Raw genomic sequence first — 14,266 nt, forward strand, 5'->3', positions numbered from 1 at the left:
AAAGCAAGGGATTTAAGCTGGAAAGCACCCACATGACGCTCCACGATCACGTGGAGCGCCTACTCTGCCTATTGACCCTGGCGTACGTCTGGTGCGTGCTGGTGGGGGTTCTCCAAACCTGCACTGTGAAGGCGCACGGTCGGCGAGCCTGGAGTGTGGTGACGCTGGGCCTCCGGACCCTCGTGCGGACGTTCGTCTGCATCCACGAGCGTGGGGAGGCGGAAGCCCTGCAACTCATTGGGCTTTTGAAATCCAGCCAGACGCTCAATTCAGAAAGTGTCGGGTACTGAGGCATTAGAGGTTCATTTCACATCTGCACGATCCATGATCCTTTTACCCTTCCCACTCACCACTCACAGGTTTGATCCCCAGCTTGCGCCCCGGCCACAGGTAATACAGCTCGGTCAGCACGAACACCGCCGCGCCGAGGCCGAAGACTCCGGCGGGACCTGCCAGTTGCCACGCCGCGCCGCCCAGAATGGGGCCGATGGCGTTGCCCAGACTTTCTGTAGCCATCACGGTGCCCCACGCGGCGGCGCGGTGGGCGGTGGGCAGGGTGCGGGCCACCAATCCATTCCAACCCGCAATAAACGCGCCGTAGCCCAGACCCAGAATCAGCGTGACCAGCGCCACCCGCTCACGCAGATCGGGCAGCGCGGCCAGCAAAAAGGCCAGTGCCAGTAGCAGCAGTCCGGGGGCAAGGGCGCGGCGCGGGTGGGTGCGGTCTGCGAGGCGGCCAGCCAACCACAGGCTGAGGCCGAGGCTGACCCCAAACAGGATTCCCGGTAGGATCAGGGCCGACAGGGGCAACCCGAGCCGCGCCAGCAACGGGTAAATCAGCGTGATGACCAGCCCCGGTGCCAGCGTCTGGGCAAAGGCGGCAGGCAGCAGCACCCCCACCCGCGACCAGCCCGCCCACGGATTCCGCCCCGTTTCAGCGTTGTCTTTGTCTTGCCGGGGCAGATGAAGTGTCCACAGCGTGAGGGCCAGGACCAGTGCCACCACCTGAACGCCCAGCAGCACCGCCCACGCCGTATCGGGGCGCGTTTGCATCAGCGGGCCGATCAGCAGAATGCCCGCCAGAATCGCTGGGGTCGCCACCAGATTGCTGACCGACAGGGCACGCGCCGTGCGTTCTGGCCGCGCAAAAGCCTGCGAGGCATTCATGACCCCCGGCCACAATGCGGCATACGCCAAGCCCCACAAAGCGCCGCCCAGCACCAACCACAACGGCGAGGGAGCCACACGGGTTCCCACGATGACGGCCAGCCCCAGCGCCGCGCCCAGCGTCAGCAGCCGCCCCAGCCCCCAGCGTTCTGTGACCAGCCCCAGCGGGCCTTTGGCAAGCGCATCGGCCAGATAGTGCAGGCCCACCATCAGGCCGATCAGGGCCGTAGAAAAGCCGAGGCTGGGGCCTGCGACGGGCAACACCGACACCACGAACCCCGTGCGGACCAGTTCGGACGCCAGCAGCAGCGCCAACAGTCTCAGTACGGTCAGGGGGCGCGTCCAAAGCATCAGGGGCGATTGTATCCGCCTGGCCTCCGGTTCCGGCAACGCACGCAGGCAGAGGTCAGGCCGACCTTCAGTCAGCACCGTGCCGTAAGGGAATAGTAATGACCATCCCGTTAGACTGAATACAAGAAAGCTGCCAGTGCACTGAGCAGCCCCTTTTCATGCCTTTTATGCCTGCTGTCTCCCGCGCCCTTTCCCCCGTTGCCATGTCACGTCAAGGAGTTGCCCACTTATGAGTCTGTTTGATCCCATCGATTCCGATTTTCAATCATTTCTGTTCGTGGAATCTGTGGTGTTTCCGCAGGTCTTGGCACTCCCCACGCATGAATACGTGCCGGAAGGCGAACTTTATACCTTCTGTTTCGCCAACGGCTACGGGGCGCTCGTGGTGCGCCTGAGCGGGCACACGATGGCCGACGCCTTCGAGCTGTGCATGCTGGACTGCACGGTGCAGCCGCCGCAGCCCACCTTTCAGACATTCATCGCTGCCAGCATCCTGCCGGGCTTATCCCATGAGGCTGTCACGCAGTTGTTGGTGAGGGCCGAACACCTGCCCCGCCACCCCGCGCTGATCCAGGCGCAAACGTCGCTGCTGGACGAACTGTTTTAGGCAGACACTCTGGACTCTGGGCTGTCACAGGCTCCAACTTCCAACGCCTCTTTCCGGGAAGACTCAGCCGCTTGGCAGAGGCACGGGCCGAGGCGGACTGTTAGGCTGACCTGCAGAGGAGAACCGACCCTGCCGTGCTGCTCACCCTGACCCTGACCCAACCCAACGCTGCCCAACCCGGCGCGACCTCACCTGACAGATTCCAGCCTGCTTCCGACCTCGGATTCCTGCTGCACAAGCATCCCGAACGCCTGCAAACGCAGACGCTGTCGTTTGGCACGGCATCAGTGTTTTATCCGCAGGTCAGCGCCCAGCAAACCACGGTGGCCCTGCTGCTGGAAGTAGACCCGGTGGGGCTGTCGCGTACCTCTCGCCCAGGCGAGGGTGGTGCGCCGCTGGAACCGTACGTGAATGACCGCCCCTACGCCTCGGGCAGCTTTCTGGCCGTCGCCCTGCGGGACGCATTCGGCACGGCCTTGACCGGGCGCAGCAAGGCGCGGCAGGCTCTGGCGGATCAGGCTCTGGCTTTCTCGGTGTATCTGCCCTGCATCACGGCACGCGGGCCGGAAGATTTACCGGAGCGCCTGTTTGGGCCGCTGGGCTACGCAGTGCAGGCCACGCCGATTGCGCTTGATCCACTGTACCCCGAATGGGGCGAGCGGCCCTACGTGGAGTTGAAGCTATCCGGGCAGATGCGCCTGCGTGATCTGCTGGCCCACCTGTATGTGCTGCTGCCCGTGCTGGACGGAGGAAAACGCCACTACTACCTCAACGATGCCGAGGTGGACAAGCTGGCCCGGCACAGCGCAGGCTGGCTGGATACCCACCCCGAACGCGACCTGATTACCCGCCGTTATCTGCGTTTTGCAGCGCTGGTGCGCCAGGCCGAGGAAGGATTCTCTCAGAGCAACTCCAGTGAGTTGGAACAGACCGCCCCGAGCGCCTCTCTGCGGCCCCGGCTGCACGACGAGCGCCTGCGCTGGGTGGCCGATCAGGTGGCGGCCAGCGGCGCGGCGCAGGTACTCGACCTCGGCTGCGGCGAGGGCAAACTCCTGCGCCTGCTGCTGGAACTGGGGCAGATTCGGCAACTGGTGGGCATGGATGTCAGCGCCCGCGCCCTGGAGATCGCCGCCCGCCGCCTGAATCTGCGCGAACGCCCCGAACTGGCCGCCCGCGTGCAACTGCTTCACGGCAGCCTGTCCTATCCCGATTCGCGCCTGAAGGGGTTCGGGGTCGCCACGCTGGTGGAAGTCATCGAGCATCTGGAACCGCACCAGATCGGGCCGCTGACCCAGCATGTGTTTGGCGATGCTCAGCCCCGCACGGTGATCGTGACCACGCCCAACCGCGAATACAACGCCGTATTTGCAGACGGCGGGCAGGACATGCGCCACCCCGACCACCGTTTTGAATGGACGCGGGCCGAATTCGCAGCCTGGGCCGAGGCCGCCGCACAGACCCACGGCTACGCGCTGACGCTGCACGGCCTGGGCGACACCCATCCCGATTACGGCCCGATCACGCAGGCGGCTGTGTTTGTGCGACACAACGGGTAAAAATGCTGCGCCGCCTGAGCCTGCCGCGACTGCTTTTGCCCGCCCTGTTCCTGCTGGGGTGGTTGACGGCTGGCTCAGCTTTGGCCCAGGCGCCCGTGCCCCCGAACGTACCCCTGAAACTGGCGGGCAGCACACCGCCCTGGGTCGCGGCCAACTTCAGCGCCCTGCCGCCTGACGCGGCCTTCCGCGAGTTGTATGCCGGACGGATAGACGGCGTGCTGGGCACCTTGCCCGGTCCCCGGCCCCCAGCAGGAGTGGGAGAGGTGCTGAGCATTCCGGTGGGCCTGTTTCCGGTGTCGGTGGCGTACAGCCTGCCGGGAATAGAGCTACGGCTGGATGTGCCGACCCTGTGCCTGATGCTGTCGGGGCGGGTGCGGGTCTGGAACCATGCACGCCTGCGGGCGCTGAATCCAGAAGCCACCCTGCCCGAGTTGCCCGTGCTGGTCAGTGCGCGGGTGGCCCGCAACGGAGTCAGTTTGGCCGCTGCCGGAGCCTGCGTGAAGGCGGGCCTGTGGCCTGCGCGGTGGCTCAAATCCAACTGGGTGGCGGGAGCCAGCCTGACGCGGGCGGCCCTGGGATCGCAGCGGGCCGACCTGAACATTCCCGGCGTGCTGATGCTGCTGGGGCCGCGTGACGTGCCGCAGGGCGCACAGGTGGCCCAGTTACGCTCGCCGGGGGGCGAGTTTGTGGGGCCGCAGCAAGCCGCCAGCTCCGGCGCTGCGGCGTCAAGCTCTGTGCCGCTGTATCCGGGGGCCGATTCTAGGTTGCCTTCTGCTCCTTTCCGGCCCCTGCCCCCCGTAAACGAGGTGGGCGCATACCCCCTGCGCGGCGTGGTGTGGCTGAGTACCTTGCGCGAACAGGCCTACCGGGGCCGGAAGGAAGCACAGGCCCAGGCTCTGATCCAGTTGGCCGAAAGCTTGCAGGCCGGAGCATCGGCTACAGCAGCCGACACAGGGCCGGGGGGCGGCTTTGTGGGTCTGCCGCTCAATGCCCGCCCGCCCCTGCGCCTCACCTACCGGGGTGCTGATGTGGTTGGCTTACCTGCTTCGGCCTCGGCCACCAGCCCATAGATTTCCAGAAAACGGCGGGTCCGGGCGGCCAGCGTCGGCAGCGGCGCGACCTCCCCACACACCCAATCGGGCGCGTAGCTGCGGCACACTGCGGGCCGGGTGCTGTAGATGCCGCACAGACAGTCCGGCCCCAGGTTCACGCACGGCACGCCCAGCGGCTTGCCCAGTGCGTGAATATCCGGCGCGGCGCAGCAGGCCCCACACGCGGTACAGTCCCGCACCAGCACGGAGCGGGCGGGGTAGGCGGGGGGAGCGGCGAAGGGGTCCATGAAAACCGTGAGTGGTCAGTAGGGAGTGGAAAAAGAGGAGCAGCCCAAGCTTGAGCCTGATTGTTTTCCCTACTCACCACTCACCACTTACTGAATTTCTCCCACTGCTGCAATCAGCGCGTCATTCTCTGCCGGGGTGCCCACCGCCACACGCAGGCAGCCGTGCAGTCCGGGCAGGCGGTCCTGGCGGCGAACCACGATGCCGTGCTCCAGCAGATGACGGTAGGCGGCGTCGGCATCGGGGGTGCGGAGCAGGAAGAAGTTGGCCTGACTGGGAATCGGCTTGCAGGTGGGATGTCCAGCCAGAGCTGCCAGCATCCGCTCCCGCTCGCCGACCACCTCGGCGGCGCGGTGCTGCACGTATTCGGGGTTTTCCAGTGCCACTTCCAGTGCGGCCTGTGTGAGGGCATTCACGTTGAAAGCGGAGACCAGTTTTTGCAACTGGGTCGCCATTTGGGGGGAAGTCAGCGCGTAACCCAGCCGCACTCCAGCCAAACCCCACGCTTTGCTGAAGGTGCGGAGGCTCAGGCGGTTGCCGCCTTCTTGCACCAGCGAGCGGTAATCGGTGCCGCTGTATTGGTGGTAAGCCTCGTCCAGCACCACGACCCAGCCCTCTGCGGCCTCCACCACGGCCCGCACATCGGCCTCATTGTCGGCGTACCCGGTGGGCGCGTGCGGCTGCGTGACGTACAGCACGCCGGGAGGATTGGCTTTCAGGGCGACCTTTAAACCCTCTACAGGCAGAGAAAAATCGGGGTTCAGCGGCACCTGTACCAGCGTGGCCCCCAGAAGCTGAGCTTCCAGGGTATACACGCTAAAGGTGGGGCTGACGGTCAGTACGGTCTGGCCGATGCCCGCGAGTTCGGTCAAGAGTTTAATCAGGACGTTGCTGCCCGGTGTGACCACCACACCCGACGCGTCCCAACCCTCGTAGGCGGCAATCGCGGCTTGCAGCGTTTCGGCGTGCAGATCGGGATAGCGGTTCCAGGGACGGGCCAGCATGCGCTCCACGGCCTGCGCCTTCAGGTCGGCGGGAAAATCGTAGGCGCTTTCGTTCTGATCCAGCTTGATGGGCGCGTCGATGGGCGTAAACGGATAGGCGGGTACGTCGCGCACTGCTGCCCGTACGCCGCTGGTGGGCGTGGGCAGGACGGCTGCGGCCTGATCCTGAGACGAGAGAGGTGTAGAGGTCATATATGGGTTCTAGCATTCCACTGGCCTCCCGTGCCGTGAAGTGTCCACCCACACCAAACGCCCGTTAGGTGACGCGGCGGCGTGCTACCCTGACCGGGATGCGCCCGGCGCGTTCTCAGATGCCATGACGGATTCTTCCAGCCCCCCACCAGCCCCCACCGTGCCGCCTGCCGCGCCCAGCAAACCGCGCCGCGAGCAGATTCACGAGGTCGCCAGCCGCCTGTTCTCGGAGCGCGGCTATCACGCAACTTCTATGCGCGATCTGGCAGGCCAACTGGGAATGCAGGGCGGGAGCCTCTATGCCCATATCGCCTCCAAAGATGAACTGTTGATCGGGATTGTGGACCGCGCTGCCCGTCAGTTCGACGGCGCACTGTTTACCCTGCGCGGCGATTCTCTGCCCGCACCCGAAAAAATCCGTGAGGCCATGCACCGCCATATTCGCGTGGTGGCCGACAACATGGAGAGCGCCACCGTGTTTTTTCATGAGTGGAAGCACCTGTCGCCCGAGGCCTATACCCGCGTGACCAACTGGCGCGACACCATCGACGCCTTTTACCGCGATCTGGTCATTCAGGGCATCCGCGAGGGCAGCCTGCGCCCCGACCTCGACCCCAAGATGACGGCCAACCTGATCCTGTCGGCGGTGAACTGGGCCTACACGTGGTACCGCCCCGGCGGCAGCATGACCCCGCGTGACGTGGCCGAGAAATACGCCGATATGCTGCTGGGCGGCTTGCAGGCGGCCCCGAAGCTGGCCGCACCGGAGCAACCATGAGCAATCCTACCGTCACCGTCAAAATCCGCGACGCCCTGAAATTTGCACAGGGCCGCGCCGAGAAGTTCAGCCGCACCCAGCAACTGGAAATCGGCACCGATCTGTTTATCCGCATTGCTCCGGGCGGAAGGCGCTTTTTGCTGTTTTGCCTCGACGGTGAACCCGATCAGGCCAACGCCCGCGCCATAGCTGCCACACTGGGCCTGAAAGATCCGCAGTACGGGTGGCATCAGGGGGCTACCCTGCGCTCATTGACGGTGGTAGAGGCGGGATCGGAAGTGGTGGCAGAAGCGCCGGAAACGGGGGAATAATTGATTGGTCCCTGTTGGGCTGAGCTACGTTCAGGGGAGACATAACCCCCCAGTCGGCTTCGCCGCCAGCCCCCCTGAGAAGGGTGGTCCTCCCCTTAAGGGGGGCGTTGCGTCAGCAACGGGGGGTTGAGCCACCCAGCCTTCAAGAGCTTGCCCAGCTCGGCCAGAATCAAGAGCAGCACGCCCAGGCAACACCACCAAACAGTACGGCCAAAAAAACGAAACAGGCACCGAAATGCCTGCCCCGTCTTCCTGTCAACTCTCAGTTTTTCGGGTTGCTGCCCTCAAACGACGCCTTGAACTTCTGCAAGTCTTCGGCAATCTGCTGGCTGGGTTCCTCGCCAAACAGCTTGGCGACAGCTGCACCCAGCGGGCCAGCGGGCGGGCGGTAGCTGAGGGCCACGTGAATCCGGGTGCCGCCCGTGGGCATGCTCTCAAACTGCACGCTGCCCGCGTTGTCTACGGTGGCTCCGGGAAGGCTGTGCCAGCCGATGCGCTCGCCGGGCTTGTCGTTCACGATTTCGGCTTCCCATTCCACATGCGTGCCCAGAGGAGCCTTGGCAACCCAGCGGCTGCGCTTGTCGTCCAGCACCGTGACCGTTTCCAGATGGCTCATGATGTGGGGCAGATTGTCCAGCTTGCGCCAGTAGTCGTAGACCTGCTGGGCGGGGCGGTCGATGACCACGCTGTGCTCCACGAAAATAGGCTTGGCAGCGCTGGCATTGCCGCTCAGGCCAGCCACGGCCATGACAGGATCGTTGCCGGTGGCGGCGCGGTAGGCGAGGTATCCACCAATGGCGGCCATGCCGAGGCCCAGCACGCCACGTTTTCTGAGGCCCATCAGCAGGAGTGCCCCGCCCGCTGCGCCGCTGATCATGCGGCCCTGATCCATGCCTTCTGTTTTCGTCATATGTGAATCCTCCGTGATTTGCAGTGTATGTGCGCCGCCCTCACAGGCGGGTGAAGTCTTGCCCAACACAGATTAAGGCCAAGTGCGATTAGATGCAGTGTGGTCAGGTGGTCAGGTGGTCAGAGGCTCAACTTGCCTTGAAGGTGTCGCACTGACTGGGGTCGCCGCTGGTGAAACCGCGCTTGAACCAGGTGACGCGCTGCTGGCTGCTGCCGTGCGTAAAGCTGTCGGGCACCACGTAGCCCTGGCCCTGGCGCTGCAATGCGTCGTCACCGATGGCGGCGGCGGTGTTCAGCGCCTGCGTGATGTCGGCGTCGGTCAGGTTGGCGGCTTCGGTGCCGCGCACCTTGTTGCCCCACACGCCCGCAAAGCAGTCGGCCTGCAACTCCAGCGCCACGCTGTAGCGGTTGGATTCAGCCTCGCTGCGGGCCTGGCGCTGGGCACGCTCTACCTGATCGGCAATGCCGAGTTCGTTCTGGACGTGGTGGCCCACCTCATGCGCGATCACGTAGGCAAAGGCAAAGTCTCCGCCGCCGCCCAGACGCTTCTGCATGGTGGCAAAAAAGCTGGTATCCAGATACACCTTGTTGTCCAGTGGGCAATAGAACGGCCCCACGCTGCTGTCGGCGTTTCCGCATCCACTGGTCGTGCCGCCCGTGAACAGCACCAGCGTGGGCTTGGTATAGGTGCGGCCCGACTGCTTGAAAATGCCGGTCCAGACCTGATTGGTGCTGCCCAGAATCCGGTCTACGAATTGGTAGCTTTCGTCGCTGGCAGGCGTCTGGGCCTGCGTCTGAGATTGCTGGGTGGGCGCAGTCTGCGAGCCGCCGCCCAGAATCACGCTGGGGTCTACACCAAAGAACATGGCGATCAGGGCAATAACCAGGCCCCCGATACCGCCCACGGCAATGCCGCCCCCCGGCAGGCCACCGCCGCCCCGCCGATCCTGCACTCCACCCCCACTGCTCGGAAGATTTTTCCAGTCCATAACGGCGCTCTCCTTGATGTGGCTGCCGCACACCCAAAACCCCTGCACGCACGCTGACGGCAAGGCCGGGACACTGCGCGGCTCTATGAGAGGCATTCTAGGCCGGGCCGGGGAGCAACGGCTGACCGCGCCTTTAGGTTGGATTGTGGAGGCCAAGGGGCGGTCAGAGAAAAAAGTGAACCCCCTCTCCATGCAGGAGGGGGATTCAGATCAGCACGGTGGCAACGTTCATTCACAGCCTACGGCTCAGAGCCGTCGCCTGAACTCAGTCTCCTGCGGGCAACGCGCCTGCGCCGGAATCCGGCTTCCCGAGGTCTACTTTGGCGAGGCCCCCCTGAGACGAATCCGCCCTGGGTTGCGGCGGCTTGATCCGCTTGCGCTCGAAGGTCCAGAACACGGTGGGCACGACAAAAAAGGTGAGCAGGGTGGACGTGATCACGCCGCCCAGAATCACGATGCCCAGGCCCCGGCGGAACTCTGCGCCGTCGCCTTTGCCCAGAATCAGGGGAATACTGATGACCAGCACGGTCAGGGTGGTCATCAGAATCGGGCGGAAACGCAGTTCGGCGGCTTCCACGAGGGCGGCCCGCAGCGACATGGTTCGCACACGCTCGGTCACGAATTCGAGGTACAGAATGGAGTTTTTGGTGGACAGGCCCAGCAAGATCACCATGCCCAGCACCGTGATCACGTCCAGATTGACCTTGAACAGGCTGAGGGTCCAGAGGGCGCCCACGATGGCAATCGGCACGGGCAGCAGCAGGTAGATGGGGTAGCGGAACGAGTTGAACTGGCTGCCCAACACGAGGTAGGTGAGCAAAATCGCCAGCACCAGCACGATGGGGCCGTAGAACACCAGGTCTCCGGTGAGGCCCGCGCTACCAAAGGCGCTGGCGTTGCCCAGCGTGACGCCGCCCGTCAGCAGGCCCGCCTTAGTCACCTTGTCCACGATGGTCTGCTGATAGCCGAAGGGGTTGGGGCCGTCTTTGATCAGATTGATATCCAGCGTGGCGGTGTAGGCCTTGTTCAGTCGGCTGAGGGTGGCCGGGGCCTGTGCCAGCTGGAACGATCCAAGTTGCGACAGGGGCAGGTTGGCATTCAGCGCCTGCGAATACACGGTCTGAGACAGGAGGCTCTGTTCATCTTTCACGAGGGCCGGATCGAGGCGCACCACGATGTCGATGGAGCGGTCTCCGTCGCGCAGGCTTCCGGCGGTGCTGCCGTCGTTGTAGGTTCGCAGGGCCTGTGCCACGTCGTTGGCGCTCAGGCCGCTGCCCGCCAACCGCACCGGGTCAGGCGTGAAGGTGCGCTCCTGCCGGGTGGCGCTCAGACTGCTTTTGAGGGTGGCGATGTTGGAGTCCTGGGAGAGCAGGCGCACCACATCGCGGTTACGCTCGATCAGGAGGGCCTGCGTGGGGGCGGTGAGGGCCAGGGTGATGTCGGCGCTTCCGCCGGGGCCACCCTGCTGGGCCGCCACCCGCAGTTCTGATCCGGGCAGGGCGCGGGCCACCGGTTGCAGCGCCTGCAAATAGCGGGCGCTCAGCACTTCGATGCTGTCGCGTTCGGCCTTGGGAATCAGGGTCACGGTCAGGCTGGAAGTATTGGCATTGCTGCCGCCCAGCGCACCACCACTGCCCACACTGGTCTGGACGAGGCGCACTTCGGGGCGGGCCAGCAGGTTTTCTTCGATGCGGCGGGTCAGGCCGTTGGTGGTCGTCAGATCAGTGCCCACCGGCAGGTCGAGGTCTACGGTCAGAATGCCGCTGTCGCTGGCGGGCGTGAAGGCAAAGCCGATATTCCGCATGGCAAGCGGCACGCTGAACAGGAAAACGGCGGCCACCAGCATCACGATCCAGGAGCGATCCAGCACGCGTTCCACACTACGGGCGTAGGCACGGGCCACAGCAGTCACGGCGCGGTTGGTGATGCCGTGCAGCGTGCCCGTGAGGGCTTCCAGCAGGGCATACAGCACGGTCAGGAGGTACCGCACCACGGCCAGGACCACCGGGGCCAGCAGCACCGACAGCACCAGCGCGGCAGGAACTGGCAGTACGCGGGCCAGACCAGCGCCCACCGCCGCCCCAGCCAGCAGCAGCCCAATCCAGCCGCCCACACTGCGAATCCCCATGAGGGCACGCCGGAACAGTTCGGGCAGACGGGCCAGCACACGCGGCAGGTCTCGCCACGACACGGCCTCCGATTCCTGGGTGTAGGCCATCCGAACGGTCAGGAACAGCAGGCTTTCCAGCCAACTGAGCACGATGGCGGCGGCGATGCCCAGCGCAAACTGGCTGAAGAACTGGCCGATGATGCCCGGCATGAAGCTGAGCGGAATCAGCACGGCCAGCAGCGAGAAACTGGCGGCAGTGACGGCGCTGAAGACTTCCGAGCCGCCCAGCAGCACCGATTTCACGCGGTCGTAGCCCATGTCGCGGTAGCGCTGCACGTTCTCGGCCACCACGATGGAATCATCGACGACGATGCCGATGGCGACGATGATCGCCAAGAGCGAGATGATGTTGAAGGTAAAGCCCAGCAAACTGAACAGCAGCGGCGCGGCGCTGATGGAGATGGGAATCGCCAGAATCACGGCGAACGCGGCGTTCAGGCGGCCCAGGAACAGCAGGCAGATGACACCCACAGCAGCCACAGCAATCAGAAATTCCTTGAAGGTGTCCTTGATGCTGCCGCGAGTTTCGATGGTGGTGTCGTTGGCGAGGCTGAGGCTGTAGCCCGCAGGCAACGGCTGGGCTTTCATGGCGGCCCGCACGTTGTCGGTCACGGCCACAGAGTTGGTGCCACTGGCTTTCCGCACGTTCAGCAGCACGGCGGGCTGACCGTTGACGCGGGCAAAGCTGCTGCTGGCGGCGGCTCCGTCACGGATACTGGCAACGTCGGCCACCCGCAGGCCCGTCGCAGGATCGACGATGATTCGGCTCACGTCTCCGACGCTGGTGGGGGTATTGCGGGTGGAAAACTGAGTGGTGTTGCCCCCCTGCGTGACCGTTCCGGCGGGCAGATCGAGGGCCGAGGCGCTGATGGCCCCGGTGACTCGGGCGGGCGTGAGGTTATAGCTTTGCAGGCGGGCCGGGTCCAGCAGCACCTGAATCTGGCGTTCCGGGCCGCCCGACAGCCCCACGTCGGCCACGCCTTCCACGCGCTCCAGCCGGGGCACCAGCGTATCTTCGGCAAAAGTGGTCACGTCGGCGGGGCGGGCGCTGCCGCCCAACAGGGCCAGCGTCAGAATCGGCGTGGCGTTGGGGTCGAATTTTTGTACCACAGGTGCTTCGGTGCCGTCGGGCAGGGTGCCGCGAATGGCCGCCACCGCCTGAGACACGCTGTTGGCGGCGCTATCGATGTTGGTGCTGTCGGCAAAGGTAATGACCACTGCCGACTGGTTGCTGACGCTGGTGGTGTTGATGTCCACCACGCCCGCGATGGTACTGATGGCATCTTCGACCCGGCGGCTGACCTCGCGGTCGACCTGATCGGGATTGGCCCCCGGATAGGACGTACTGACCGCCAGAATCGGCACCTCGAAATTGGGCAGCAACTCCACGCCCAGCCGGAAGGTCGCCACCAGTCCGAACAGCACCAGCATCACGAAAATGCCGATAGAAAAGACGTAATTGCGAACGCTGAAACGGATAAAGGGATTGATGGTCGGTTCGGGCGTGCCGTCGGGCAGGGTGCCGCGTGAGGCAAGGTCTACGCTGTCGGGGTCATGGGTACTCATGGGGCCTCCCCTGTCTGACTCTCGGCAGAGCCAGCGCCAGCAGCCGTCTCCACGCGGATTCCTGCGCCGTCTTGCAAGCTGGGCGGCACCGGAGAAATCACCTGTGCGCCTGCCTCCAGCCCACGCACCGCCACCTGACCACCGGATTCGGCCACCACGGTCACCGCCTGACGCCGTGCCACATTGCCCGCCGCGAGGTACACCGAGTTTTCTCCATTATCGACCTGCACGGCTCCGCTGGGCACCAGAATGCCCTGCCCCAGGGTGGCGCGGTAACGGGCCTGAGCACTGGCCCCCACCGGCAATTTGCCGCCGCCCTGCACCCGCGCCGTGATGGGCACAAGTCGGTCGGTTCCGGCAATGCTGGGACTGTCCTGCACGGTGGCGACGTAATTTACGCCTCCGTAGCCGAGGTTCAGGGTGGTTCCGGCGGTCAGGGCGGCAGCGTCGGCGGGCGTGGCATTGAACTTCACCTTGATGGAGCCGGGATCGACCAGCCTGAAGACCGTGCTGCCCTGCCCCGCGAACTCTCCGACCTGCACGTTCAGGCTGGCGACCGTGCCCGCAAAGGGAGCGCGAACCGCAGTGCGGGCCAGATTTTCTTCGGCCTGCCGCACGCCTGCCTGGGCGCTGGCAAGCTGCGCCTGCTGAAGCGGCACGCTGCCCTGAGCGTTCTGGCCGTTCTGGGCCAGGGAATTGCGGGCCTGTGCCAACTGGCTCTGGGCGGTGGCAAGCTGCGCCCGCGCACTTTGCAGGTCGGCCAGACTGATGCCGCCCAGCCCGTACAGGCTCTCGCTGCTCTGGGCGTTCTGCTGCGCCTGAGACAGGGTGGCCTGAGCGGCCTGCACCGCCGCATTCAGTGAGGTGGTGGCCTGCCCAGTGGTGGTGCGGGTCTGGTTCAGGTTGATCTGGGCCTGCTGCACCTGAAGGCGGGCGTTCTCCAGCGCCTGACGCTGCTGAGAATCGTCGAGCTGCACCACAACCTGTCCGGCACGAACCTGCTCGCCCTCCGTGGCCAGCACGCGCACCACGTTGCCGCCGCTCTGGGCCGCCACATTGCTGTCCCGGTCGGCCTGAATGGTGGCGCTGGAGGTCCGCTGAACGGTGAGGGTTCCGGTTCTGGCCGCCACCACGCGCACCCCGAGGGTGGTGGTTTTGGCAGGTACAGCGTCCAGATCGTTGGTGGTGGTGGCCGCAGCGGGTTTGGCTTCACCGTCTGCCGCCGTCTTGCCGCCGGGGGGCGTGCAGGCCACCAACAGCGTCAGGGTCAGGAGCGTCAGGGCAAGCGGGGTTTTACGGATAGAAGTGGTCGGGGCGAGTAGACCCATT

General features: G+C 65.0%; 12 protein-coding genes and 1 pseudogene. 6 read left to right on the plus strand and 7 right to left on the minus strand.

Features of this window, described 5'->3' with window-relative positions:
* A pseudogene (locus F561_RS0109545) lies at positions 1-290 on the plus strand (IS4 family transposase); the annotation flags it as partial.
* Positions 291-333: 43 nt separating this feature from the next.
* On the opposite strand, the gene F561_RS0109550 reads toward F561_RS0109545, so the two are convergent.
* Positions 334-1,518, minus strand: a complete 1,185-nt coding sequence (locus F561_RS0109550) for an MFS transporter (RefSeq protein ID WP_019009734.1) — start codon at positions 1,516-1,518, stop codon at positions 334-336.
* 229 nt (positions 1,519-1,747) lie between these two features.
* Here F561_RS0109550 and F561_RS0109555 point away from each other — a divergent pair, with 229 nt between their 5' ends.
* From F561_RS0109555 to F561_RS0109565, 3 genes are all read left to right on the plus strand, one after another.
* Positions 1,748-2,125: a hypothetical protein gene (locus F561_RS0109555; protein WP_019009735.1), complete on the plus strand. Its 378-nt coding sequence runs from the start codon at positions 1,748-1,750 to the stop codon at positions 2,123-2,125.
* A gap of 134 nt (positions 2,126-2,259) precedes the next feature.
* The gene (locus F561_RS25210) at positions 2,260-3,681 is read left to right on the plus strand and encodes a 3' terminal RNA ribose 2'-O-methyltransferase Hen1 (protein ID WP_019009736.1); all 1,422 of its coding nucleotides are present in this window, start codon (positions 2,260-2,262) and stop codon (positions 3,679-3,681) included.
* A gap of 2 nt (positions 3,682-3,683) precedes the next feature.
* Entirely contained in the window at positions 3,684-4,751 is a 1,068-nt protein-coding gene (locus tag F561_RS0109565; RefSeq protein ID WP_019009737.1) for a type 2 periplasmic-binding domain-containing protein, read from the plus strand.
* Here F561_RS0109565 and F561_RS27850 read toward each other — a convergent pair.
* Positions 4,694-5,020, minus strand: a complete 327-nt coding sequence (locus F561_RS27850) for a CxxCxxCC domain-containing protein (protein WP_083922395.1) — start codon at positions 5,018-5,020, stop codon at positions 4,694-4,696. The two genes, F561_RS0109565 and F561_RS27850, sit on opposite strands and share 58 nt — an antisense overlap.
* Positions 5,021-5,107: 87 nt before the next feature.
* Positions 5,108-6,214 carry a pyridoxal phosphate-dependent aminotransferase gene (locus F561_RS0109570; protein WP_019009738.1) on the minus strand — a complete coding sequence of 369 codons (1,107 nt, stop codon included), beginning with the start codon at positions 6,212-6,214 and terminating at the stop codon, positions 5,108-5,110.
* A gap of 124 nt (positions 6,215-6,338) precedes the next feature.
* On the opposite strand from F561_RS0109570, the gene F561_RS0109575 reads away from it, so the two are divergent.
* Positions 6,339-6,992: a TetR/AcrR family transcriptional regulator gene (locus F561_RS0109575; RefSeq protein ID WP_019009739.1), complete on the plus strand. Its 654-nt coding sequence runs from the start codon at positions 6,339-6,341 to the stop codon at positions 6,990-6,992.
* Positions 6,989-7,303, plus strand: a complete 315-nt coding sequence (locus tag F561_RS0109580) for a hypothetical protein (protein ID WP_019009740.1) — start codon at positions 6,989-6,991, stop codon at positions 7,301-7,303. Before F561_RS0109575 ends, F561_RS0109580 begins: the two co-directional genes overlap by 4 nt.
* A 262-nt stretch (positions 7,304-7,565) precedes the next feature.
* On the opposite strand, the gene F561_RS0109585 is transcribed toward F561_RS0109580, so the two are convergent.
* The 4 genes from F561_RS0109585 to F561_RS0109600 all read right to left on the minus strand — a co-directional run bounded on the left by F561_RS0109585 (position 7,566) and on the right by F561_RS0109600 (position 14,265).
* Positions 7,566-8,213, minus strand: coding sequence for an SRPBCC family protein (locus F561_RS0109585; RefSeq protein WP_019009741.1), 648 nt, complete (start codon positions 8,211-8,213; stop codon positions 7,566-7,568).
* Positions 8,214-8,340: 127 nt separating this feature from the next.
* Positions 8,341-9,201 carry a KPN_02809 family neutral zinc metallopeptidase gene (gene ypfJ, locus F561_RS0109590; RefSeq protein ID WP_026298764.1) on the minus strand — a complete coding sequence of 287 codons (861 nt, stop codon included), beginning with the start codon at positions 9,199-9,201 and terminating at the stop codon, positions 8,341-8,343.
* 265 nt (positions 9,202-9,466) lie between these two features.
* On the minus strand, positions 9,467-12,937 hold the full coding sequence (locus tag F561_RS0109595) for an efflux RND transporter permease subunit (RefSeq protein ID WP_019009743.1): 3,471 nt from the start codon (positions 12,935-12,937) through the stop codon (positions 9,467-9,469).
* Positions 12,934-14,265 carry an efflux RND transporter periplasmic adaptor subunit gene (locus F561_RS0109600; RefSeq protein WP_019009744.1) on the minus strand — a complete coding sequence of 444 codons (1,332 nt, stop codon included), beginning with the start codon at positions 14,263-14,265 and terminating at the stop codon, positions 12,934-12,936. Before F561_RS0109600 ends, F561_RS0109595 begins: the two co-directional genes overlap by 4 nt.
* Position 14,266 lies beyond the last annotated feature (1 nt).

The organism is Deinococcus aquatilis DSM 23025 (genome assembly GCF_000378445.1).
Classification (GTDB): domain Bacteria; phylum Deinococcota; class Deinococci; order Deinococcales; family Deinococcaceae; genus Deinococcus; species Deinococcus aquatilis.